Source organism: Arthrobacter sp. TmtSoilC77, assembly GCF_059739415.1.
Map to the genome: position 1 here is coordinate 968714 of NZ_AP046050.1, position 23772 is coordinate 992485.

Here is a 23772-nt window from a genome sequence, read left to right on the forward strand (position 1 = left end):
AATGGCCAACCACGGTCGCCCGGGTGCAATCCGCAAGAGCAAGAAGGGCCCCTCCACGGGTACCGGAGGCCACGGTCGCAAGGCCCTCGAAGGCAAGGGGCCCACCCCCAAGGCCGAGGACCGGACCTACCACAAGGCGTACAAGAACAAGCAGCTTTCCGAGCGTTCAGCCGCTAAGCGCGGTCCCGCACGCCCGGGAAGCGGCGCCCGATCCGGCCCCAAGGGCCGCGCCACTGAAGAGCTGGTCACCGGCCGCAACTCGGTTGTGGAAGCGCTGCGCGCCGGCATCCCTGCAAAGGCCCTGCATGTTGCCATCCGCATCGAAATGGATGACCGCGTCAAGGAGTCCCTCAAGCTTGCGGCAGAGCGCGGCATCCCGCTTCTGGAAACCGGCAAGCCCGAACTGGACCGTATGACCGAGGACGCAGTCCACCAAGGTCTCGTCCTGCAGATCCCGCCGTACGAGTACGAGGACGCCTACGACCTCGCAGAGACCACCATCGCCAAGTGGAAGAAGGGGCACATCTCCAACGCCCCGATCTTCGTTGCACTCGACGGCATCACCGATCCCCGCAACCTCGGTGCAATCATCCGTTCCGTCTCCGCGTTCAGCGGCCACGGTGTCATCGTTCCCGAGCGCCGGTCCGTCGGCGTCACGGCCTCCGCTTGGAAGACCAGCGCCGGTGCCGCAGTCCGCGTACCCGTGGCCCGCGCGTCGAACCTCAACAACGCGCTCAAGCAGTTCAAGAACATGGGCATCTACGTCCTCGGCCTGGACGGCGACGGCGACGTCTCGCTGCCCGACCTCACCGTAGCAACCGAGCCCGTCTGTATCGTAGTCGGGTCCGAAGGCAAGGGCCTCAGCCGTCTCGTGCGCGAGAACTGCGACCAGATCGTCTCGATTCCGATCGACTCCGCCATGGAATCGCTCAACGCGTCCATGGCCGTGGGCATCTCGCTGTACGAAGTCTCGAGGCAGCGCTCCGCCGAGTAGTCCTGATGAGGGCGCCGCAAGCGCCATCCTCCGCGGGCTGCTCCTCCGTCGCTTTGACGCACGCTTCCGGATGGCCCCAGCGGCGCCCTTGGATGCTCTCTCACTTCCCGCGGGTTTTTGGCGGATCTTCTCTCACTTCCTGCCCCTTTTCGGCCAACGCTCTCTCACTTCATGCTGGTGGGGGAGCGTTTGCTGTCTTCTGGAATGACGACGACGGCGGCATCCGGCCCGGGCGGTCCGGTCCCCTTTGAAAAGGGGATGTGAGAGAAGATCGGCCCAAAACCCGTTGGATGTGAGAGAAGATCGGCCCAAAACCCGTTGGATGTGAGAGAAGATCGGCCAGAAGCCCGCAGGATGTGAGAGAAGATCAGAATTCGCGGCGGTTGGCCAGGACCGGGAGCTTTTGGCGGGCTTCTTCCACCACTGCGGGGTCGAGGTCGGCGAAGAGGAGGCCGGGCTCGCCGTCGAGCGCTTCCACGACCTGCCCAAAGGGGGACACGACGGCGGAGTACCCGACGCCCGTGGGCGCGGCACCCTTGACCTCAACACCTTGCGTAGCAGGATCTCCTTGGCCGCAGGCAAGCACGAACGTCGTGGTGTCGACCGCCCGGGCGCGGGACAGGAGCTGCCATTGATCGGCCTTTCCCGGTCCGGCTCCCCACGATGCCGCCACGATGTTTACAACGGCTCCGCGCAACGCGTTGGCAGTGAACAGTGCGGGGAAACGGATGTCGTAGCAGGTGGCCAAACCAAAGGTGACGCCGCCGACGTCGAACGTCACTGGGTCTGTTCCCGCCTCAACCGTGTCCGACTCAGCGAAGCCGAACGCGTCGAAGAGGTGGATCTTGTCGTAGCTGGTCTCTACGCCGGGGCCTGTGACCAGGAGAGTGTTCCGCACGCGGCGCGCGCCGGAATCCGAAGCTGAGCCAGGCGTAAACATGCCAGCCACGATCACCAGCTGAAGTTCGTCAGCCAGCTCGCGCACCCGGCCCGCCCAGGGGCCGTCGAGAGGTTCGGCGATGTCCAGCAGGGAGTTGCCGAACGCGCGCATCATTGCCTCGGGAAAAACGACAAGCTCCGCGCCGCCGTCCTTGGCACGGCGGGCGTACTCCTCCAGAAGCCGCAGATTGTCAGCCAGGTCCCGGCCGGTGATGACTTGAGCGAGTGCAACGCGCACGATTGAACCTCCAGTTCTGTCCAGTCCCAGTATGGCAAGGCTGCCGCCAACACACAGCCGCGGCGACACATTCGGGGGAGGGGATACGGGTGTGCTGTTGCCAGGTCCAGAGCGTTCCAGCACGTGAGCGGCCCGGAACGATCCCCGCGGCCGGTACCTGCCGGAAATTTGACGTGGTGGGCGCCGTCACACGGGCGGCCAACTCAGCACTCATCCTGTATGGAACTAAACTTGCAAGCAATGGTTATGCCTATTCTGGACCCAGCAGCCGCCCTGGATGCATCGCGCCCCAGGCCCCTCGGACTGAGCGAGCCCCAGCCCGATTTCTTTGATGCCGTCACGCAGCAGACAGACAACGTCAACGTCGCAGTGTTTGCTCCGGACCTGGAACGCGTTGAGGTCGCATACCAAGCGCCCGGTGATGGTTGGCGGGTTCACACCCTTCCCAATCTGGAGGACGGTGTGCACTTTGGCATCGTCAGCGGCATGCCGCCGGGCACGCGGTACGGTTTCCGCGCTGCACCACCTGAGGGCGGGCTGCCGATGTCGGTACCGGCACTGGATGTTGACGACGACGACGAACAGTCCTTGTTGCTGGATCCCTATGGTCGCGCCGTGGATCAGCGGGGCGAATTCCTCACGAGCGTCCACATGGCAACGGATTTCGACTGGGGCGATGACGCGCCGCCGCGGACGCCGATGCGTACGTCCGTAATCTACGAAGCCCACGTTCGTGGCCAGACGATGCTTCACCCGGACATCCCGGAACACCTCCGCGGCACCTATGCCGGAATGGCACACCCAGTGATGATCCAGCACCTGACTGAGCTTGGAATCACTGCGGTGGAACTCCTGCCCATCCACTTCCATCTGGACGAGTCACACCTCCAGGACCTGGGCATGACGAACTATTGGGGATACAACACCGCGGCATACTTTGCCCCTCACTCCGACTACGCCACAGAGGCTGCGCGGAACGCGGGTCCCCACGCTGTGCAGGACGAGCTGAAGGGCATGATCAAGTTGCTCCATGCCGCCGGCATCGAGGTCATCCTGGACGTGGTCTACAACCACACCGCGGAAGCTGGACCGGACGGGCCTGCGCTGAGCTTCCGCGGCCTCGCGGAGAAGCGCTACTACCGGCACGATGCGCATGGACGGTATCTGGATACCACCGGTTGCGGCAACACCCTGGACTTCAGTGATCCCGTGGTGGTGGACCTTGCCTTGGATTCCCTGAGGTACTGGGTGAATGACTTCCACGTGGACGGCTTCCGCTTCGACCTCGCCGTGACCCTGTGCCGGGACGCGGGCAACCAATTCGACCCCAACCACCCCTTCCTGCAGGCCATTGCCGAGGATCCGGTCCTGACGGAGGTCAAGCTCATCGCCGAGCCTTGGGACGTAGGTTACGGCGGCTGGCAGACAGGGCGGTTCCCGTCGGGGTGGTCAGATTGGAACGATCATTTCCGCGACGGCGTCCGGCGCTTCTGGCTGTCGGACCGTGCCGCGATTGAGGCCGGCGGCCAAGGCGGCTCAGTCGCGTCGCTGGCTGAGCTGATGGCGGGTTCGGCGAGCCTGTTCGCGCCGTCCGGCCGAACGCGCCTGGCCTCGGTCAATTTCATCACGGCACACGACGGCTTCACGCTCAAGGACTTGGTGAGCTACGACCGAAAGCACAACGAGGCCAACGGTGAGCAGAACCGCGACGGCCACGGAGACAACCGCAGCTACAACCATGGCTTCGAAGGCCGTAGCGAGGACGAAGAAATCGTGGCCGCCCGGGCGCTCTCCGTCCGGAACCTGATGGCCACCTTGTTGTTGTCCATCGGCGTCCCCATGATCACCGCTGGTGATGAGATCGGGCGAACGCAGCACGGGAACAACAATGCGTACTGCCAGGACAATCCCACGGCCTGGCTGGACTGGAGCCGGACCCAGGAAGCCAACGCCATGTTCCAGACCACCAGGGAGCTTGTCAGGCTTCGCCGGTGGTTCCTGCGCCACCAGCCTGAGGGCTTCCCCGCCCACGCGAATGATTCCAGCCTGCAATGGTTCGACGACAAGGGAAAGCGCATGACGCCCGCGCGTTGGAATGATCCCAACGCGCGCTCCATTCAGCTCCTGATGGGTCATGAGGACAGCGAAATCCGGGGCCTGATCGTGGTGAACGGCAGCAACCAGGACGTAAAGATGGTGCTTCCCGAGATCCTGAGCGAAACCGGTATCGGCAAGCGTATGTTCGAACTCCGGTTCACAACGTCGGTGCTGCATGAACGCCGGAAGGGTGCGCTGGTGGCGTCGGGCGAGCGGGATATCCTGCAGGCCAACACCATCAACGTTTATCGCACCTAGGAGACCCTGCATGAAACGGATCAGCAGCAAACTGCTGGCCTTCGGGGCTCTGGTGATTGCCGTCGTCGCGCTTGTGGTCGCACTGGTGGGTGGCGGCCCGGTGACCGCCCCTCAGGAAACGCCAAGCACGCAAACCACGACGGCGGAGCCTGGCCCGGCGTCAGCGCCGCCGTCGGTGGCAAACCCCTCTGCGCTGCCCAGCATCAACGCCTCGCAGCTTCCCAGGGAAGCGCAACGGACGCTTGCCCTGATTGCGAAAGGGGGGCCCTATCCCTATGACAGGGATGGCGTGAATTTCGGTAACTTCGAGGGACTCCTGCCCAAGAAGTCCAGCGGATTCTATAAGGAATACACGGTTCCAACACCCGGTGAGCCAGATCGCGGCGCTCGCCGAATCATTGTTGGCAAGGACACGGCCAAGTACTACACCGCTGACCATTACGATTCGTTCAAGTTCATTGTCGAAGGCAAGTAGGAGCCCATGAAGATCTATTCCGCAGACACCTGGACCATCGAAGAACTTCAGGAGCAGGTGGCAGACGCCGGTCGCAGGACCATCCTCGTCCCGCCGGCGACAACAAAATCGGGCGTCCTGGAGGTCTTTGGCCAGGTCCTGGACTTCCCGGAGTACTACGGCGTGAACCTGGACGCCCTCAACGACTCCCTGCATGACTTTGCCGACGCCTTGTCCGACGACGACGGCACTCCCGTCACGATGATCTGGCAAGTCCCGGCGGCCTACCGAACGGACCGTTCCTTCGGCGTGGTCTGCGAGATCCTCCAAGACGCGGAGCGCTACGCAGGCCGCGACCTTGCGGTGATTGCGGTCTTCGAAAACTAAATTTCATAAGTCGCAACGCCTCGCCGAATCAAACAACAAAGCCGGATGCCAGTTATCCGGAAGCGTGCGTCAAAGCGACGAAGGAGCAGCACGCGGAGGATGACTGACATCCGGCGGATGTCGTCTGGTTACGGACTATGCGTTCGCGATCAACCCCAGTTCAGCTTTGGAAGCCAACGCCGAGTGCTTCGGGAACACACGGACGGTGTACCCGAAGGACCCTGAGCGGTTGATGACCAGGTCGCCGTGGAAGAGGTGGCGTCCACCGCCGAGGTTCTCCAGGGAGTCCAGTTCCGCTACGACGATGTCCTCAAGCTCATCGGATTCCTCGGCACGGCCAAACGCCACCTCCACGGAGACGTCGTCGGGGGTCAGGTCGTGGAGCGCCACGTATGCGTTGACCTGCAGGGTGTCGCCGACCTGGGGTTCTTCGGACACTCCCACGGAGTCGACGTGTTCCACGACGACCTCGGGCCAGGCGCTGCGGACCTTGGAGGTCCAGGCCGCGAGTTCCTTGGCTTCCTTGAACGATTCAGCGGTGGCCCGACGCCCGGCTACTGCCGCGGGGCAGTACAGGTTGTTGACGTAGTCGTGCAGCATGCGTTCGGCTGAGACTGCCGGGCCCAGGTTCGCCAGGGTGTGCTTGATCATGGACACCCAGTGGGTGGGCACGGTTTCGCGGCTGGATTCGGAGGGTCCTGCTGCGCCGGCGCCTTGGGCCACGGTGGTCCCGTAGAAGCGCGGTGCCACTTGGGTTTCCAGCAGCTCATAGAGTGCGGAAGCTTCAATGTCGTCGCGCTCATCTGCGGATGCGCCGTTGTTGGCCGTGGGGATCGCCCACCCGTTTTCGCCGTCGTACATTTCGTCCCACCAGCCGTCCAGGACGGAGAGGTTGAGCGAGCCGTTGATGGCTGCCTTCATCCCGGATGTGCCGCAGGCTTCAAGCGGCCGAAGCGGGTTGTTGAGCCAGACGTCGCAGCCGGGGAAGAGGGTGCGGGCCATGGCGATGTCGTAGTTCGGGAGGAACACGATCCGGTGGCGAACCTCGGGGTCGTCGGTGAACCGGACCAGGTCCTGGATCATTTTCTTGCCGGCGTCGTCAGCGGGGTGCGATTTACCTGCGATGACCAGCTGGATGGGGTGCTTGGGGTCCAGCAGGAGGGCTTTCAGACGCGCGGGGTCGCGCAGCATCAGCGTAAGTCGCTTGTATGTGGGCACCCTTCGGGCGAAGCCGATGGTCAGGACGTCCGGATCCAGCACGCTGTCCGTCCAGCCAAGCTCGGCGTCGGCGGCACCACGTGTCTTCCATGAGGCGCGCAGCCTGCGCCGGACGTCTTCGACGAGTTGGGTGCGCAGTTCCTTGCGGAGCCCCCAAACGTCCTCGTCGCTGACGTTGTAGGCGAGGTCCCAACGGCCCAGGGCTTCGGCTTCTGCGCCGAACTGCTGCCGTGCAAGGGAGGATATCTTTGGGTCCACCCAGGTGGGAACGTGGACGCCGTTGGTCACGGAGGTGATGGGGATTTCGGAGTGGTCGAATCCTGGCCAGAGACCGGAGAACATTTCCCGCGAAACCACGCCGTGCAGCTTGGCTACGCCGTTGGCACGCTGCGCGAGGCGCAGGCCCATGACTGCCATGTTGAAGACGGAAGGGTTGCCGCCGTCGTAGTTTTCCCGGCCGAGTTCCAGGATCCGGTCCACGGGCACCGCAGGGGCGAGCCCGGCTTCGAAGAAGTGCTTGATCTGGAGGGTCTCGAAACGGTCGATTCCTGCCGGGACGGGGGTGTGCGTGGTGAAGACGGTGGATGCACGCCCCGCTGCGAGGGCTTCGTCCCAGGTGAGGGGATCGTTGGCGTCCGACATCGCTTCCTGGATGCGTTCGATTCCCAGGAATCCTGCGTGGCCTTCGTTCGTGTGGAAGACCTCCGGCGCGGGCGTACCTGTCAGTTCCTGGTAGACGCGCAGGGCTTTGACGCCGCCCATGCCCAGCAGCAGTTCCTGCTGGAGCCGGTGATCGCCGCCACCGCCGTACAAGCGGTCGGTGATGCCGCGCGCGGCTTCGTCGTTGGAGGGGACGTTGGAGTCGAGCAGCAGCAGCGGAACGCGTCCGACGTCGGCACGCCAGACATGCGCGTGAAGCTCGCGGCCGTTGGGAAGCGGAAGCGAAATGTGCACCGGCTTGCCGGGGACGCCGTCCTTGGAGGGCTGGCGCAGAAGAGTCAGCGGCAGGCCGTCCGGGTCCAGTACCGGATACGTTTCCTGCTGCCAGGCGTCACGGGACAGCGACTGTTTGAAGTAGCCGGCCTGGTAAAGGAGCCCGACGCCGATCAACGGGACACCGAGGTCCGAGGCGGCTTTGAGGTGGTCACCAGCAAGGATGCCCAGGCCACCGGAGTACTGGGGCAGAACCTCGGTGATGCCGAATTCCGGCGAGAAGTAGGCGATGCAGGCCGGAGCTTCTTCACCAAGCCCCTGGTACCAGCGGGGCTCGCTGAGGTAGCGGTCCAGATCGGCCGCAGCTTCCTGTACCCGGTTAACGACTTCGCCGTTGCTGGCGAGGTCCTGCAGCTGCTCCCTGCTGATGGACCCCAGGAGGGCGATGGGGTCATGCTGCGCGGCCTCCCAGAGAGCCGGGTTAAGGCTCGCAAAAAGTTCCCTGGTGGGCCGGTGCCAGGACCAGCGCAAGTTGGTCGCCAAGCGGGCCAACGGCCGGATGGGCTCAGGGAGGACGGTACGGACTGTAAATCTTCGAATTGCCTTCACGAGCGCCACACTAACGGACTCACATGGCAGTCGGAACTGGTTTGGGTTTCTTTTAGGTAAAAGTCATCTTGCGTCGCGAAGATGGCTCGTGTGCTTAGCATTCTTGGATTTTTGTCGCTAACGTCGTGGTTGTGACGAATACCTCGCGAACCATGACCGCTTTGAAATCCAAGACGAAAACGGACATCACCGCCGGACTTCGCTTCGGCCGGTTCCCCATCACGGCTGTCCAGCCGGTGGTTGAGGGTGGCCGGTTCCCCGCGAAGGCCCTTCCGGGTGAGGATCTCGCCATCGGTGCGACCGTCTTTCGTGAAGGACATGATCAACTCGGCGTCTCCGCCGTCCTGCTTGATCCCAAGGGCAAGGAGCGCCAGCGGGTCCGCATGGCGCCGGCCAAGGATGAGCGCTGGAAAGGCCTGGACCGCTGGGAGGGTTCGCTCTCGCCGTCCGGCACGGGTGCGTGGTCTTTCGTCATTGAGGCCTGGCATGACCGCTATGGAACGTGGCACCACAACGCTGAAGTGAAAGTGGGCGCCGGCATTGACGTCGAGTTGATGCTCGCCGAGGGTGCAGCCCTTCTTTCGGAGGCAGCAGAGGACGACGCCGGTCGCACCGCTGCGGAGAAGCGCACCCTGCGTGCCGCTTCAGTCGTCCTTGCCGACACCACCAAATCTGCCGAGGAACGCCTTGGTGCCGGTTTCAGCCCCGAGGTGCTGGCCGCCGTCGGACGCGTTCCGATCCGCGAGCTGGTGACGGTTTCGGAGCCGTTCCCGCTGCAGGTGGAACGTGACCTCGCGGGTCGTGGTTCCTGGTACGAGTTCTTCCCCCGCTCCGAGGGCGCGGTTTTGGATCACGCCACAGGTATCTGGACGTCGGGCAACTTCCGCACCGCGGCCAAGCGCCTGGAGGCGGTTGCGGAGATGGGCTTTGACGTTATCTACCTGCCGCCGATCCACCCGATCGGTTTCCAGCACCGCAAGGGACGCAACAACACGCTGACGCCGGGCCCGCAGGATCCGGGCTCGCCGTGGGCCATTGGTTCCAAAGACGGTGGCCATGACGCCATCCACCCGGATTTGGGCACTTTTGAAGATTTTGACGCTTTTGTTGCCCATGCCCGCGAGCTCGGACTCGAAGTTGCACTGGACCTGGCGTTGCAGGCGGCCCCTGACCACCCTTGGGTAACGTCCCACCCGGAATGGTTCACGACGCGTGTGGATGGGTCCATTGCCTATGCCGAAAACCCGCCGAAGAAATACCAGGATATTTACCCCCTGAACTTCGATAACGATCCGGAGGGCCTTTCCAAGGAAATCCTGAGGATCGTGCAGTTGTGGATCAGCCATGGCGTGAAGATTTTCCGCGTGGACAATCCGCACACAAAGCCTGTCTGGTTCTGGGAATGGTTGATTGGAAAGATCAACAAAAAGAATCCCGAGGTAGTTTTCCTGGCCGAGGCTTTCACGCGTCCACCCATGATGCACGCGTTGGGCAGGGCAGGGTTCCAGCAGTCGTACACCTACTTCACGTGGCGGAATACCAAGACCGAGCTGGAGCAGTATTTCCATGAGGTGAGCCACGAGAGCGCGGCTTTCTTCCGGCCCAACTTCTTCGTGAACACGCCTGACATCCTCACGGAGTACCTCCAGTACGGTGGTCCCGCGGCCTTCCGCATCCGCGCTGTCCTTGCCGCGACGGCAAGCCCGCTCTGGGGCGTGTACGCCGGTTACGAGCTGTACGAACACGTGGCCCGGCCCGGGGCAGAAGAGTACATCGACAACGAAAAGTACGAGTACAAGGCCAGGGACTGGGAAGGCGCTGCCGCGTCCGGCCGCACGTTGGCTCCGTACATCACCAGGTTGAACACCATCCGCAAGGACCACCTTGCCCTGGGCGACCTGCAGAACCTGACTTTGCACAGCAGCACCGATGACGCAACCATCGTCTACTCCAAGCACAAGACCTTGCCGGACGGCACCAAGGACACGTTGATCATCGTTGTTAACGTGGATCCGCACAGCGCCCGCGAAAGCACGGTTTCCCTGGACCTGGCTGCCCTGCAGCTGGATCCCGCGGACTTCAACGAGGACGGCCGGTTCCTGGTGGATGACCTGATCAGCGGGCAAAGCTGGTGGTGGGGTGAACACAACTACGTCAGGCTCGACGCACACGTGGAGCCCGCACACATCCTGAGCATCCGGAGGCAGCCTTAGTGAGTTTTTCTCCGCAAAACCCGAGCCAGTACTTCACTCCGAAGAACACCTTCGAGCTGAATGCCCCCGGTCTCCAGCATGATCCGCACTGGTACCGCAAGGCAGTCTTCTACGAAGTACTGGTGCGGGCCTTTGCGGATGCCAACGGGGATGGCTCCGGTGACTTCCACGGCTTGATCGAAAAACTGGACTACCTTCAATGGCTGGGCGTTGACTGCCTCTGGTTGCCGCCGTTCTTCCATTCCCCGTTGCGTGATGGCGGCTATGACATCGCCGACTACACCTCGGTGCTGGACGAGTTTGGCACGATCAGCGACTTTAAGCGCCTCGTGGCGGAGGCGCACGCCCGCGGCGTCAGGGTGATCATCGACCTCCCCCTGAACCACACCTCGGACCAGCACCCGTGGTTCCAGGAATCCCGGAAGGACCCCACGGGTCCCTACGGCGATTTCTACGTGTGGAGCGATACGGATGAGAAGTACCAGGACGCGCGCATCATCTTCGTGGACACGGAGGAATCCAACTGGACGTTCGATCCCATCCGGCGCCAGTTTTTCTGGCACCGCTTCTTCAGCCACCAGCCGGACCTGAACTTCGAGAACCCCAAAGTCGTCGAGGCACTCTATGACGTCATCCGGTTCTGGCTCGACCAGGGAATCGACGGTTTCCGCGCCGACGCCGTTCCTTACCTCTTTGAGGAGGAAGGCACCAACTGCGAGAACCTTCCAGCCACCCATGCCTTCCTCCAGGACCTGCGCAGGATGGTGGATGCCAACTACCCCGGACGCGTGATCATCGCCGAGGCCAACCAGCCGCCCCATGAGGTGGTGGAGTACTTCGGCACCGAGGAAGCCCCCGAATGCCACATGGCCTTCCACTTCCCGATCATGCCCCGGCTCTACTATGCCCTCCGGGACCAGAAGGCGGCTCCGATCATCCAGACCCTTCGGGAGACCCCGGAGATTCCCAAGGGTGCCCAGTGGGGGACCTTCCTGCGAAACCACGATGAACTCACCTTGGAGATGGTCAGCGCGGACGACCGCGCTGCCATGCTTGGCTGGTACGCACCGGACCCCAGGATGCGCGCCAACATCGGTATCCGGCGGAGGCTGGCTCCGCTGCTGGACAATTCCCGGGCTGAGATTGAGCTCATTAACGCTCTGTTGCTCTCCCTGCCAGGCAGCCCTTTCCTCTATTACGGGGACGAAATCGGCATGGGGGACAACATTTGGCTCGATGACCGCAATGCCGTCCGCACACCCATGCAATGGAACCCGGACAGGAACGCGGGTTTCTCGGGCGCGGACCCGGGCAAGCTGTACCTGCCGGTGATCCAGTCCCTCGTCTACAACTACAGCATGGCCAACGTTGAGGCAGAGGCCGCGCACTCAGGCTCCCTGCTGCGATGGACCCGGCAGATCCTTAGCGTGCGCAGGAACCACCCCGTGTTCGGCCTGGGTAGTTTCCGCCACATCGAAGCGGACCACGAGGCCGTCCTGGCCTATGTCCGGGAACTGCCCGCCGGCAATCCTGAGGGCGAGGACGCGGAGACTATCCTGTGCGTCTTCAACCTTTCGCAGCATCCGGTGGCCGCGACCCTTGATCTGCCGGAATATGCCGGCAGGGGCTTCCGCGACATTTTCGGTGGCCAACCATTCCCGGCCGTTGGGGACAACGGCCAACTAACAGTCATGCTGGGTAGCCACAACTTCTATTGGCTGCGGCTGCGCTCTGCGTTTTCCAACCCCTCATCGCCATTTACCCAGGCGATTCCCGTGGTGTCTACCAAAGGATGAGATGAAAAAGGGAACACTTAACCCCTCGATCGAAAGTCTTCTCCGGAGCTGGCTTCCCACTAAACGCTGGTTCCCGGTGAAGAGCCCCGACTTTGCGCTGGAGCGTGTGGGCGGCTTCACCCTCCCGTACCCCGAAGGTAGCGCCGGTTTGCAGGTTGAACTGCTCGCCGTAACGTATCGGACAGCCGACGGCGGTCCCCGGACCGACGTCGTCCAGGTGCCGTTGAGCTTCAGGAGCCAGCCGTTGCCGGATGCTCCCACTGCCCTGCTCGGGGAGATCACGGATCCCGAACTGGGGCTCCGGCTCGTCTACGACGCCGTGTACGACACCGAGTTCATCACGGCGTGGCTGGACCTCATGCGCCGGGAGGACACAGTGGGTGACGGCCTCGCCGCGGGCCATCTCACCCGGGGCCGTGTGGCCCTTCCGGAAGGACCTACCTCGGTCCGCGTGCTGTCCGGGGAGCAGTCCAACACGTCCGTCATCATTGACGACGGCGGTTCGACGGCGATCGTGAAGATCTTCCGTGTGTTGGCAGCCGGCAGGAATCCCGAGGTGGAGTTGGGCGCTGCGCTGACGGCAGCAGGGACAACCGAGGTGCCCGCAACGTTGGGTTGGATCACAGGTTCCTGGGATGGCCAGGACCCAGGCGGTTCGGCGACCGGCGAGCTCACGGTGGCCCATGAATTCCTGCTGGGGGGACTGGACGCGTGGAGGCTGGCAGTCGAGGCCGCTGCAGCCGGCGCTGATTTCACCAAAGAGGCCCACGAACTCGGTGCTGCAACAGCAACGGTCCACGCCAGGCTCGCGGAAACTTTCGGCACACTGGATGGCCAAACGCAGGGCGCCGGCATCATTGCGACCCTGGCCCGGCGTGTCCGCCAGTCATGGGCAGAAGCGGCTTCCGCCGTCGGGCCTTATGAGGGCAACCTCGAAGAGCTGCTGGACACGCTTCATCCCAGCGATGTGGGCCAGCTGCAACGCGTCCACGGCGATCTCCACCTTGGCCAGATCCTTAAGGTTCCCGGAAAGGCGGGGGCGCCCGGCAGGTGGGCCATCCTGGACTTCGAAGGCGAGCCCCTCCGGACCATTAACGAGCGCAACACTCCCGATCTCCCCTTGCGGGACGTCGTGGGAATGCTCCGTTCCTTCGACTACGCGGCAGGAGCCGCTGTCCGTGAGAACGCCGAAGCCAAGGTGCCCGCAACATGGGCGGATGACTGCTCCACCGCGTTCCTGGCCGGCTACAGCGAAGTCATGCCGGGAACCATTGACCGCCGCTCGCCGCTCTTTGTGGCATTGTGGCTGGACAAGGCCTTATATGAGGTGGTCTATGAGTTGCGGAACCGGCCGGACTGGCTGTCCATTCCGGTCAACGCATCACGGCAAATCCTCGACAACACGAGCCGCGGCAAGCACGCCGCGGCTACAGCGGAAGGTAATGAAATGACAGGCTCTGCACGCACCGAACGGCCCCGAGTTCCCCTGCATGTGGACTCCGAGACCTTGGCCCGCGTGGCAGCTGGAGCCCACCACGCACCACACTCCGTGCTCGGCGCCCACCTGGACGATCACGGCCACGTCACCATCCGGACCGTGAAGCACCTCGCCACGTCGGTAACGGTGGTGACGGAGGCCGGACGCACTGCCATGGAGCACGAGGCCAACGGCATTTGGGCCGCTGTCCTGGATCCGCTGCAACACGGCCATGTGCCGGACTACCGGCTGGAAGTGGTTTACGACGCCGAACCCGTCACCATTGATGACCCGTACCACTACCTGCCTACCGTGGGCGAGGTGGACCTGCACCTGATCGGCGAAGGCCGGCACGAGCGTCTCTGGGACGTCCTTGGCGCCCACGTCCAGCATTACCGCTCTTCGCTGAGTGAAGTAGACGGTGTTTCCTTTGCTGTCTGGGCCCCGAACGCCCAAGCGGTTCGGGTCAAGGGTGATTTCAACGGCTGGGATGGCCGTAGCCACGCAATGCGTTCCCTCGGCTCGTCCGGCGTCTGGGAAATCTTCATTCCCGGGGTTGTAGCAGGGGCGTGCTACAAATACGAGATCCTGACCCGCGGCGGCCACTGGGTTGAGAAGGCGGACCCCTTGGCCTTCGGCACGGAGGTTCCACCGCTGACGGCATCCCGAGTGGTGGACTCCAGCTACCGCTTCAAGGACGCGGAGTGGATGACTGCGCGCGCCGAAAAGGACCCGCACAACTCGCCCATGAGCGTCTACGAAGTCCACTTGGGATCCTGGCGCCTTGGCCTGGGCTACAAGGAGCTGGCCAAGGAACTGGTTGACTACGTGAAGTGGCTTGGTTTCACGCACGTGGAATTCATGCCCGTAGCAGAACACCCGTTCGGTGGCTCGTGGGGCTACCAGGTCACGTCCTACTTTGCGCCCACGTCCAGGTTCGGGCACCCGGACGAGTTCCGTTTCCTCGTGGACTCCCTGCACCAGGCGGGCATCGGTGTCCTGCTGGACTGGGTCCCTGCACACTTCCCCAAGGATTCCTGGGCGCTGGCCCGTTTTGACGGCGAGGCACTGTACGAGCACTCGGATCCCAATCTGGGCGAACACCCGGACTGGGGCACCCTCATATTCGACTTCGGACGCACCGAGGTACGCAACTTCCTGGTTGCCAACGCACTGTACTGGCTCGAAGAATTCCACATTGACGGACTCCGCGTTGACGCCGTGGCCTCCATGATCTATCTGGATTACTCGCGCGAGGAAGGACAGTGGCAACCCAACAAGTTCGGCGGCCGCGAGAACCTCGAAGCAATCTCCTTCATGCAGGAGGTCAACGCGACCGTCTACAAGACGCACCCCGGAGCCGTCACCATCGCAGAGGAATCCACTGCATTCCCAGGTGTAACGGCACCCACCAATCATGGCGGGCTCGGCTTTGGCCTCAAATGGAACATGGGCTGGATGCACGACTCCCTGAAGTACATCTCCGAAGACCCCATCAACCGCAGGTGGCACCACGGCACCATCACGTTCTCCATGGTCTACGCCTTCTCGGAGAACTTCCTCCTGCCCATCAGCCATGACGAAGTAGTCCACGGCAAGGGATCAATGCTTCGGAAGATGCCGGGTGACCGTTGGCAGCAACTGGCAAACCTTCGGGCCTTCTTCGCCTACCAGTGGGCACACCCCGGTAAGCAGCTCATTTTTATGGGCACCGAATTCGGCCAGGAAGCCGAGTGGTCGGAGCAGTACGGACTTGACTGGTTCCTGGCTGACATCCCGGCGCATCGTGGGCTCCAACTCCTGGTCCGCGACCTCAACGGCCTATACAAGTCAACGCCTGCACTGCATGTACGCGATAGCGAACCCGGTGGCTTCCAGTGGATCAACGGTGGAGACGCCGACCACAACGTGCTGACTTTCATTCGCTGGGACCACGACGGCAAGCCTTTGGTGTGCGCAGTCAATTTCTCGGGGGGCCCGCACAACGATTACATCCTGGGAGTGCCAGAAGCAGGGGAGTGGGTTGAAGTCCTGAATACGGACTCCGGGACCTACGGTGGTTCGGGTGTCATCAATGCCGGAACATTGAAGGCTGCGTCACCGGGGACTGACGGCCAGCCGGCAGCATTGACCGTGACTCTTCCACCACTGGGAGCCTCGTGGTTCGCGTTGGCTGACTAGTTCTCTGGAACAGGGAGGGTCCTGGAGCTTGCCGCTCCGGGCCCTCCTTCCCTGTGTTTCAGGGGTTTCAGAGGTGACGAGGGAGACCTCTGCCAGCGGGCTTTGCCATCTCGCTGGAGTAGGGGTATAGTTAGTACCCGCGCTGGTCCCCGAGTGGAGATCGCCAAGCAGACAAGATACCGCAAGGAAAAATCAAGTCATGCTTGCCGATTTGACTCCGAGAGGTCCAGCCGGTAAGTTTGAAAAGTTGCTCCGGAGCGATCCAGCGAAGGCTGGTGGTACTGCTTTGGAATAGTGACCTGTTGTTTGAGAACTCAATAGTGTGCCAAGTTTGTTGATGCCGATTGTTTTTTTGATTGGTTGAAATTATATGCCGGATCGTCATGCACCCCCGTGTGTGGTGGTTTGGTTTTCAGCTGGTTTCGAATTTTGTGCAGCCGTGTTCGCCGTTATTTCCGGTGGGTGTGGTTGTGTCTGTTTGATTTTTTGTTTTCAACGGAGAGTTTGATCCTGGCTCAGGATGAACGCTGGCGGCGTGCTTAACACATGCAAGTCGAACGATGATCCCTGGCTTGCTGGGGGGATTAGTGGCGAACGGGTGAGTAACACGTGAGTAACCTGCCCTTGACTCTGGGATAAGCCTGGGAAACTGGGTCTAATACCGGATATGACCATCTGGCGCATGTCATGGTGGTGGAAAGCTTTTGTGGTTTTGGATGGACTCGCGGCCTATCAGCTTGTTGGTGGGGTAATGGCCTACCAAGGCGACGACGGGTAGCCGGCCTGAGAGGGTGACCGGCCACACTGGGACTGAGACACGGCCCAGACTCCTACGGGAGGCAGCAGTGGGGAATATTGCACAATGGGCGAAAGCCTGATGCAGCGACGCCGCGTGAGGGATGACGGCCTTCGGGTTGTAAACCTCTTTCAGTAGGGAAGAAGCGAAAGTGACGGTACCTGCAGAAGAAGCGCCGGCTAACTACGTGCCAGCAGCCGCGGTAATACGTAGGGCGCAAGCGTTATCCGGAATTATTGGGCGTAAAGAGCTCGTAGGCGGTTTGTCGCGTCTGCTGTGAAAGACCGGGGCTCAACTCCGGTTCTGCAGTGGGTACGGGCAGACTAGAGTGCAGTAGGGGAGACTGGAATTCCTGGTGTAGCGGTGAAATGCGCAGATATCAGGAGGAACACCGATGGCGAAGGCAGGTCTCTGGGCTGTAACTGACGCTGAGGAGCGAAAGCATGGGGAGCGAACAGGATTAGATACCCTGGTAGTCCATGCCGTAAACGTTGGGCACTAGGTGTGGGGGACATTCCACGTTTTCCGCGCCGTAGCTAACGCATTAAGTGCCCCGCCTGGGGAGTACGGCCGCAAGGCTAAAACTCAAAGGAATTGACGGGGGCCCGCACAAGCGGCGGAGCATGCGGATTAATTCGATGCAACGCGAAGAACCTTACCAAGGCTTGACATGAACCGGAAAGACCTGGAAACAGGTGCCCCGCTTGCGGTCGGTTTACAGGTGGTGCATGGTTGTCGTCAGCTCGTGTCGTGAGATGTTGGGTTAAGTCCCGCAACGAGCGCAACCCTCGTTCTATGTTGCCAGCGCGTTATGGCGGGGACTCATAGGAGACTGCCGGGGTCAACTCGGAGGAAGGTGGGGACGACGTCAAATCATCATGCCCCTTATGTCTTGGGCTTCACGCATGCTACAATGGCCGGTACAAAGGGTTGCGATACTGTGAGGTGGAGCTAATCCCAAAAAGCCGGTCTCAGTTCGGATTGGGGTCTGCAACTCGACCCCATGAAGTCGGAGTCGCTAGTAATCGCAGATCAGCAACGCTGCGGTGAATACGTTCCCGGGCCTTGTACACACCGCCCGTCAAGTCACGAAAGTTGGTAACACCCGAAGCCGGTGGCCTAACCCTTGTGGGGGGAGCCGTCGAAGGTGGGACCGGCGATTGGGACTAAGTCGTAACAAGGTAGCCGTACCGGAAGGTGCGGCTGGATCACCTCCTTTCTAAGGAGCTGCTAACAACCGTGTCGGTTCCCGTGCATGCGGGGGCTGGTGGTTGTCAGTGTTGCCCATTGCGCAGGCGTATGTTCTGCGGTGGGTGCTCATGGGTGGAATATCAACGAATCAAACGTTTGTTTGGCATGGCCTTACCGGTTGTGTCCTGGTGTTAGTACGGCAGTGCGTGCCCCTTTTTTGGGGGTGTGTGTTGTTGGGAACGTGCCGGGGCGTGGTTTGTGTGGGTTGTGTTTGGCGCACTGTTGGGTCCTGAGGCAACAGGACCTTTTTGCAGCAATGCAGGGGGACACAGTTCTGGTGTTTCTTTTGTTCCTGCTTCCGGTTCGTACCGGCACCCGTGTTTGTGGGTGTTGGGGGTCTGGTTGACGGGGTTGTTGTTTGAGAACTACATAGTGGACGCGAGCATCTAGAACACGCACATGTTTGTGTGTGTTCTTACAGCAATTTCTTATGAATGAACCTGGCCTTTTGTGGTCGTGGTTCTCTCGAATAGATGATGCATCGTGAACCGGTGGGCCCCTTTGTTGTGGGTTTGCTGGTTTGTGTGTGGTCAAGTTTTTAAGGGCACACGGTGGATGCCTTGGCATTAGGAGCCGAAGAAGGACGTAGGAATCTGCGATAAGCCTGGGGGAGTTGATAACCGAGCGTTGATCCCAGGATGTCCGAATGGGGAAACCCCGCACAACGCTTTTGGGTGATTGTGTGACCCGCATCTGAACACATAGGGTGCGTGGGGGGAACGCGGGGAAGTGAAACATCTCAGTACCCGCAGGAAGAGAAAACAAGAGTGATTCCGTTAGTAGTGGCGAGCGAACGCGGATCAGGCTAAACCGTTTCCATGTGTGATAGCCGGCGGGCGTTGCATGGGCGGGGTTGTGGGACTTTCCGTACTGGTTCTGCCGGACCGGTGGGGTGTGTAGTGCAGGCATAGGTGAACGGTCTTGAAAGGCCGGCCAGAGAGGGTGTGAGCCCCGTAACCGTAATGTTGTGTACCGCCTGGAGAGGATCCCAAGTAGCACGGGGCCCGAGAAATCCCGTGCGAATCTGTCAGGACCACCTGATAAGCCTAAATACTTCCTAATGACCGATAGCGGACCAGTACCGTGAGGGAAAGGTGAAAAGTACCCCGGGAGGGGAGTGAAACAGTACCTGAAACCGTGTGCTTACAATCCGTCGGAGCAGTCGTGAGTAATCACTAGTAACTGTGACGGCGTGCCTTTTGAAGAATGAGCCTGCGAGTTAGTGTTACGTCGCGAGGTTAACCCGTGTGGGGTAGCCGTAGCGAAAGCGAGTCTGAACAGGGCGAGTGTAGTGGCGTGATCTAGACCCGAAGCGGAGTGATCTACCCATGGCCAGGTTGAAGCGACGGTAAGACGTCGTGGAGGACCGAACCCACTTCAGTTGAAAATGGAGGGGATGAGCTGTGGGTAGGGGTGAAAGGCCAATCAAACTCCGTGATAGCTGGTTCTCCCCGAAATGCATTTAGGTGCAGCGTTGCGTGTTTCTTGCCGGAGGTAGAGCTACTGGATGGCCGATGGGCCCTACAAGGTTACTGACGTCAGCCAAACTCCGAATGCCGGTAAGTGAGAGCGCAGCAGTGAGACTGTGGGGGATAAGCTTCATAGTCGAGAGGGAAACAGCCCAGACCACCAACTAAGGCCCCTAAGCGTGTGCTAAGTGGGAAAGGATGTGGAGTTGCGAAGACAACCAGGAGGTTGGCTTAGAAGCAGCCATCCTTGAAAGAGTGCGTAATAGCTCACTGGTCAAGTGATTCCGCGCCGACAATGTAGCGGGGCTCAAGTACACCGCCGAAGTTGTGGATTTCACACAGTACCCTAGCCTTCGTGGTTCAGGGGTGTGGAGTGGTAGGGGAGCGTCGTGTGGGCAGTGAAGTCGCGGTGGAAACCAGCGGTGGAGCCTACACGAGTGAGAATGCAGGCATGAGTAGCGAAAGACGGGTGAGAAACCCGTCCGCCGAATGATCAAGGGTTCCAGGGTCAAGCTAATCTGCCCTGGGTAAGTCGGGACCTAAGGCGAGGCCGACAGGCGTAGTCGATGGACAACGGGTTGATATTCCCGTACCGGCGAAAAACCGCCCATGCCAAGCGGGGGATACTAACCGCCCGGAGCCTGCCCGCCCACCCTTGTGGTGTGTGGGTTTTGGCCGAGCGCGGGACCTGATCCCGGGAGGTAAGCGTATTAACAGGTGTGACGCAGGAAGGTAGCCGGGCCGGGCGATGGTTGCCCCGGTCCAAGGATGTAGGGTCAGGGATAGGCAAATCCGTTCCTGTGTGTTTCGAGCACGATCCTGAGATCTGATGGGACTCCCGTTCGGGGGGATCCGGTGATCCTATGCTGCCTAGAAAAGCATCGACGCGAGGTTTTAGCCGCCCGTACCCCAAACCGACACAGGTGATCAGGTAGAGAATACCAAGGCGATCGAGAGAATTATGGTTAAGGAACTCGGCAAAATGCCCCCGTAACTTCGGGAGAAGGGGGGCCTGCCCCGTGATGGAGACTTGCTCTCCGTGAGCGGGTGTGGGCCGCAGAGACCAGGGGGAAGCGACTGTTTACTAAAAACACAGGTCCGTGCGAAGTCGCAAGACGATGTATACGGACTGACTCCTGCCCGGTGCTGGAAGGTTAAGAGGACCGGTTAGCCCCTTGTGGGCGAAGCTGAGAATTTAAGCCCCAGTAAACGGCGGTGGTAACTATAACCATCCTAAGGTAGCGAAATTCCTTGTCGGGTAAGTTCCGACCTGCACGAATGGAGTAACGACTTCCCCGCTGTCTCAACCATAAACTCGGCGAAATTGCAGTACGAGTAAAGATGCTCGTTACGCGCAGCAGGACGGAAAGACCCCGAGACCTTTACTATAGTTTGGTATTGGTGTTCGGAGTGGCTTGTGTAGGATAGGTGGGAGACGTTGAAGCCCGGACGCCAGTTCGGGTGGAGTCATCGTTGAAATACCACTCTGGTCACTTTGGACATCTAACTTCGGCCCGTGATCCGGGTCAGGGACAGTGCCTGATGGGTAGTTTAACTGGGGCGGTTGCCTCCTAAAAAGTAACGGAGGCGCCCAAAGGTTCCCTCAGCCTGGTTGGCAATCAGGTGTCGAGTGTAAGTGCACAAGGGAGCTTGACTGTGAGAGAGACATCTCAAGCAGGGACGAAAGTCGGGACTAGTGATCCGGCGGTACATTGTGGAATGGCCGTCGCTCAACGGATAAAAGGTACCTCGGGGATAACAGGCTGATCTTGCCCAAGAGTCCATATCGACGGCATGGTTTGGCACCTCGATGTCGGCTCGTCGCATCCTGGGGCTGGAGTAGGTCCCAAGGGTTGGGCTGTTCGCCCATTAAAGCGGTACGCGAGCTGGGTTTAGAACGTCGTGAGACAGTTCGGTCCCTATCCGCTGCGCGCGCAGGAAATTTGAGAAGGGCTGTCCTTAGTACGAGAGGACCGGGACGGACGAACCTCTGGTGTGTCAGTTGTACTGCCAAGTGCACCGCTGATTAGCTACGTTCGGATGGGATAACCGCTGAAAGCATCTAAGCGGGAAGCTCGCTTCAAGATGAGATTTCCATACACAATACGTGTGAGAGGCCCCCAGCCAGACCACTGGGTTGATAGGCCGGATGTGGAAGCGAGGACCAAAGACTCGTGAAGCTGACCGGTACTAATAGGCCAACAACTTACACCACACACAACACACTGCACGCGTCCACTATGTGGTTCCCGAACAACAACCGTTCCAGGAACCAACAACTGAATACACAACACCACAGTTGTAACCACACAGTCTTCCCACCCCGCACCCGAACAGGTGCGCGGGACGGGTAACAAGGTTACGGCGGTCATAGCGTGGGGGAAACGCCCGGTCCCATTCCGAACCCGGAAGCTAAGACCCACAGCGCCGATGGTACTGCACCCGGGAGGGTGTGGGAGAGTAGGACACCGCCGGACACACATTAGGTAGAGACCCCCAACCCACACCGGGTTGGGGGTCTCCCGCATTCAATCGACTGCATTCAAACGAGAAAAAACAGACCAACACAAGACAAGCCCCGACCACCACAGCCGGGGCTTGACCCATTTAAACCGGGTTTAGCTATGCCCCGTGTTTAGCCGTTCCAGAACCCATCGAGTCGCTCGGCCAGTGTTCGGCCTTGGTCGTAACCGGCATGCGCAGCTGCCGGACGTAACGACAGGTCCATTGCATTGGCTCCGAACATGTGCTCGGAGCTGCCCTCCGGGAAGATTGTTTCGACCCGGCTGCCGCCGGCACGTAATTCGTCGACCTGCGCGGCGAGATGCATGCCCCACTCCAGCGGAGTCCGTGTTCTGCCCCCAAATGGTGACAGCACCAGGACGCGTGCGTATCCCGAAGCCAGGTCCGCGTTCTCGGCGTTGGATCGGTAACCGCCGTCAATGTATCGCCCGTCACCGATGCTGTAGGCGAATCCACTGGCGCAACTGGCGGCTACAGCATCCGCCAGTTCCACTCCGCTGTGACGATCGAACTGGACCGGCTGACCTGTTACGGCGTCCGCGGCAGTGATGAGCACTGTTCGCTGGGGCCATTGCAAACTTGGGAGTCGGGAGGCAACTGTTGCACGCCACTGTCTTTGGCTTGATTCGTCCGCACTAGCAGGCAGCTCGAGCGCTGCAGCGCCCATCTTGCGACGCATATCGGCAGGATCCTTCGACGCCTCAATGATCTTTTGTGTTCGTTCCAATTGATCCACCACATGCCGCACTGGACCGGACTGTGCTGGACCGGACTGTGCTGGACTGGACTGTGCTGGACTGGACTGTGCTGGACCGGACTGTGCTGGCCTGGGCTGCGGCGGCCGTGGCTGGGGTGGCGCGGCAAGGATAGCTGCATACAGTTCTGACGGGCTCGCGCCAGCTATCTGTGCAGCTGCGGTGGAGCCAGCCGATGTGCCCACCGTCAAGTCGGCCGTGGTCACATCCAAGCCGGCATCGAACATTCCAGCGAGGACGCCGATCAGCCACGCATTGCCCGTGGATCCACCGCCACCAAGCACCAGCGCTCGTCCGGCTGTTTGCCCGGGAATCGTGGCGGGTGTTTCCTGCGGCTGGTCCCGGGCAGACCGTGGCTGCCCGGAAGTGGTGGTCGAGGTGCCGGGCAGGGTTGAAAAAGGTGTTGTGTTCATGGGAGTCGCCTTTCGCGAATTGCCTCTGTGGCGCTCCCGTTGGCGACTAGCTGAGTCGCGAGATCGTGTCCTGCGGGGGAGCACCCATTTCGGATACTGCGTTCATGGGTCTCACCTCCTGTTGATAGATCACGATCAACGGGACTCTAGCACCGCGCTAACAAGCTGCGCAACCAAGCCAAGCTCCAGCAGCCGGGGTGGACATGGTTGCCGGGGGAAATGCGCGTTTCGGCACCGGTAGAGTTGGTGGTCATGGACAGTATTTTCAGTCATCCCGAGCCGGAGCCTGAGCCCTCGTCACAGGACACCAACGACCTCGAACCCCTGGTGGTGACAGTGGTGGTGCCAACCAGCGTTTCACATGCCTTTTTGGGTTTTACGGACCATCCCCATCTGTGGTGGCCCCTTGAGGAGGAGAGTGTGTTCGGCGCGGGATCACACGTGGAATTCGAGGAGAACCTGATCCTGGAGACGGCCGAGGACGGGCGCACTTCGGTTTGGGGAACCATCGATGACTGGCAACCGCCGTTGTCCTTCCATGCAAGCTGGTATCCGGCGAGCACGCCCCTCTGGTCCACTGAATTGAGGGTCTCGTTCAGGGCGGTTGAGGGTGGCACGGAGGTGCGGTTGGTTCATGACGGTTGGGAAGGGGCAGAGGATCCTGCTGCCAGCCGGGCATCGTATGCGGAAGGTTGGCCTCGGGTCCTGGAACGCTATGTACGGTTCATGGGCGGGACAGTTGCCTAGGGTCAGGCGACTTCGTGCTGAGGA

General features: G+C 61.0%; 11 protein-coding genes and 3 rRNA genes. 11 read left to right on the top strand and 3 right to left on the bottom strand.

Annotated features, from left to right (window positions below):
* Position 1 precedes the first annotated feature (1 nt).
* Positions 2 to 994 carry a 23S rRNA (guanosine(2251)-2'-O)-methyltransferase RlmB gene (gene rlmB / locus AC6I99_RS04635; RefSeq protein ID WP_497960523.1) on the top strand — a complete coding sequence of 331 codons (993 nt, stop codon included), beginning with the start codon at positions 2 to 4 and terminating at the stop codon, positions 992 to 994.
* A 367-nt stretch (positions 995 to 1361) separates the two neighbouring features.
* Here rlmB and AC6I99_RS04640 read toward each other — a convergent pair whose 3' ends face one another.
* Positions 1362 to 2171, bottom strand: a complete 810-nt coding sequence (locus AC6I99_RS04640; RefSeq protein ID WP_309931050.1) for a carbon-nitrogen hydrolase family protein — start codon at positions 2169 to 2171, stop codon at positions 1362 to 1364.
* 240 nt (positions 2172 to 2411) lie between these two features.
* On the opposite strand from AC6I99_RS04640, the gene glgX reads away from it, so the two are divergent.
* Genes glgX through AC6I99_RS04655 form a run of 3 tightly spaced genes read left to right on the top strand, consistent with a single transcriptional unit; the run spans position 2412 to position 5367 of the window.
* Positions 2412 to 4526: a glycogen debranching protein GlgX gene (glgX, locus tag AC6I99_RS04645; RefSeq protein WP_497960525.1), complete on the top strand. Its 2115-nt coding sequence runs from the start codon at positions 2412 to 2414 to the stop codon at positions 4524 to 4526.
* 10 nt (positions 4527 to 4536) lie between these two features.
* A complete protein-coding gene (locus AC6I99_RS04650) occupies positions 4537 to 5001 on the top strand; it encodes a guanyl-specific ribonuclease (protein ID WP_497960527.1) in 465 nt (154 codons plus the stop codon).
* A gap of 6 nt (positions 5002 to 5007) precedes the next feature.
* Complete coding sequence (locus tag AC6I99_RS04655; RefSeq protein ID WP_224166499.1) at positions 5008 to 5367, top strand: barstar family protein; 360 nt, start codon at positions 5008 to 5010, stop codon at positions 5365 to 5367.
* Between the two features lie 135 nt (positions 5368 to 5502).
* Here AC6I99_RS04655 and glgP read toward each other — a convergent pair whose 3' ends face one another.
* Complete coding sequence (gene glgP / locus AC6I99_RS04660; protein ID WP_309931055.1) at positions 5503 to 8127, bottom strand: alpha-glucan family phosphorylase; 2625 nt, start codon at positions 8125 to 8127, stop codon at positions 5503 to 5505.
* Between the two features lie 152 nt (positions 8128 to 8279).
* Here glgP and AC6I99_RS04665 point away from each other — a divergent pair, with 152 nt between their 5' ends.
* The 6 genes from AC6I99_RS04665 (at position 8280) to rrf (ending at position 21787) form a co-directional block, all read left to right on the top strand.
* Complete coding sequence (locus AC6I99_RS04665; protein WP_224166501.1) at positions 8280 to 10340, top strand: alpha-1,4-glucan--maltose-1-phosphate maltosyltransferase; 2061 nt, start codon at positions 8280 to 8282, stop codon at positions 10338 to 10340.
* A complete protein-coding gene (gene treS / locus AC6I99_RS04670; RefSeq protein ID WP_497960528.1) occupies positions 10340 to 12136 on the top strand; it encodes a maltose alpha-D-glucosyltransferase in 1797 nt (598 codons plus the stop codon). The genes AC6I99_RS04665 and treS overlap by 1 nt, the downstream gene beginning before the upstream one ends.
* Position 12137: 1 nt before the next feature.
* Positions 12138 to 15794 (top strand): 1,4-alpha-glucan branching enzyme, encoded by a 3657-nt coding sequence (locus AC6I99_RS04675; protein WP_497960529.1) that lies wholly within the window; start codon positions 12138 to 12140, stop codon positions 15792 to 15794.
* A 492-nt stretch (positions 15795 to 16286) separates the two neighbouring features.
* Positions 16287 to 17809: ribosomal RNA gene (locus AC6I99_RS04680) — 16S ribosomal RNA — on the top strand.
* A gap of 560 nt (positions 17810 to 18369) precedes the next feature.
* Positions 18370 to 21525, top strand: a 23S ribosomal RNA gene (locus AC6I99_RS04685).
* 145 nt (positions 21526 to 21670) lie between these two features.
* A 5S ribosomal RNA gene (gene rrf / locus AC6I99_RS04690) occupies positions 21671 to 21787 on the top strand.
* Together the 16S, 23S and 5S rRNA genes form the textbook arrangement of a ribosomal RNA operon.
* 158 nt (positions 21788 to 21945) lie before the next feature.
* Here the strand turns inward: rrf and AC6I99_RS04695 are convergent.
* Positions 21946 to 23001, bottom strand: coding sequence for a patatin-like phospholipase family protein (locus tag AC6I99_RS04695; protein WP_497946321.1), 1056 nt, complete (start codon positions 22999 to 23001; stop codon positions 21946 to 21948).
* 252 nt (positions 23002 to 23253) lie between these two features.
* Between AC6I99_RS04695 and AC6I99_RS04700 the strand changes: the two genes are divergently transcribed.
* On the top strand, positions 23254 to 23748 hold the full coding sequence (locus AC6I99_RS04700; RefSeq protein ID WP_224094486.1) for an SRPBCC domain-containing protein: 495 nt from the start codon (positions 23254 to 23256) through the stop codon (positions 23746 to 23748).
* Positions 23749 to 23772: the final 24 nt, after the last annotated feature.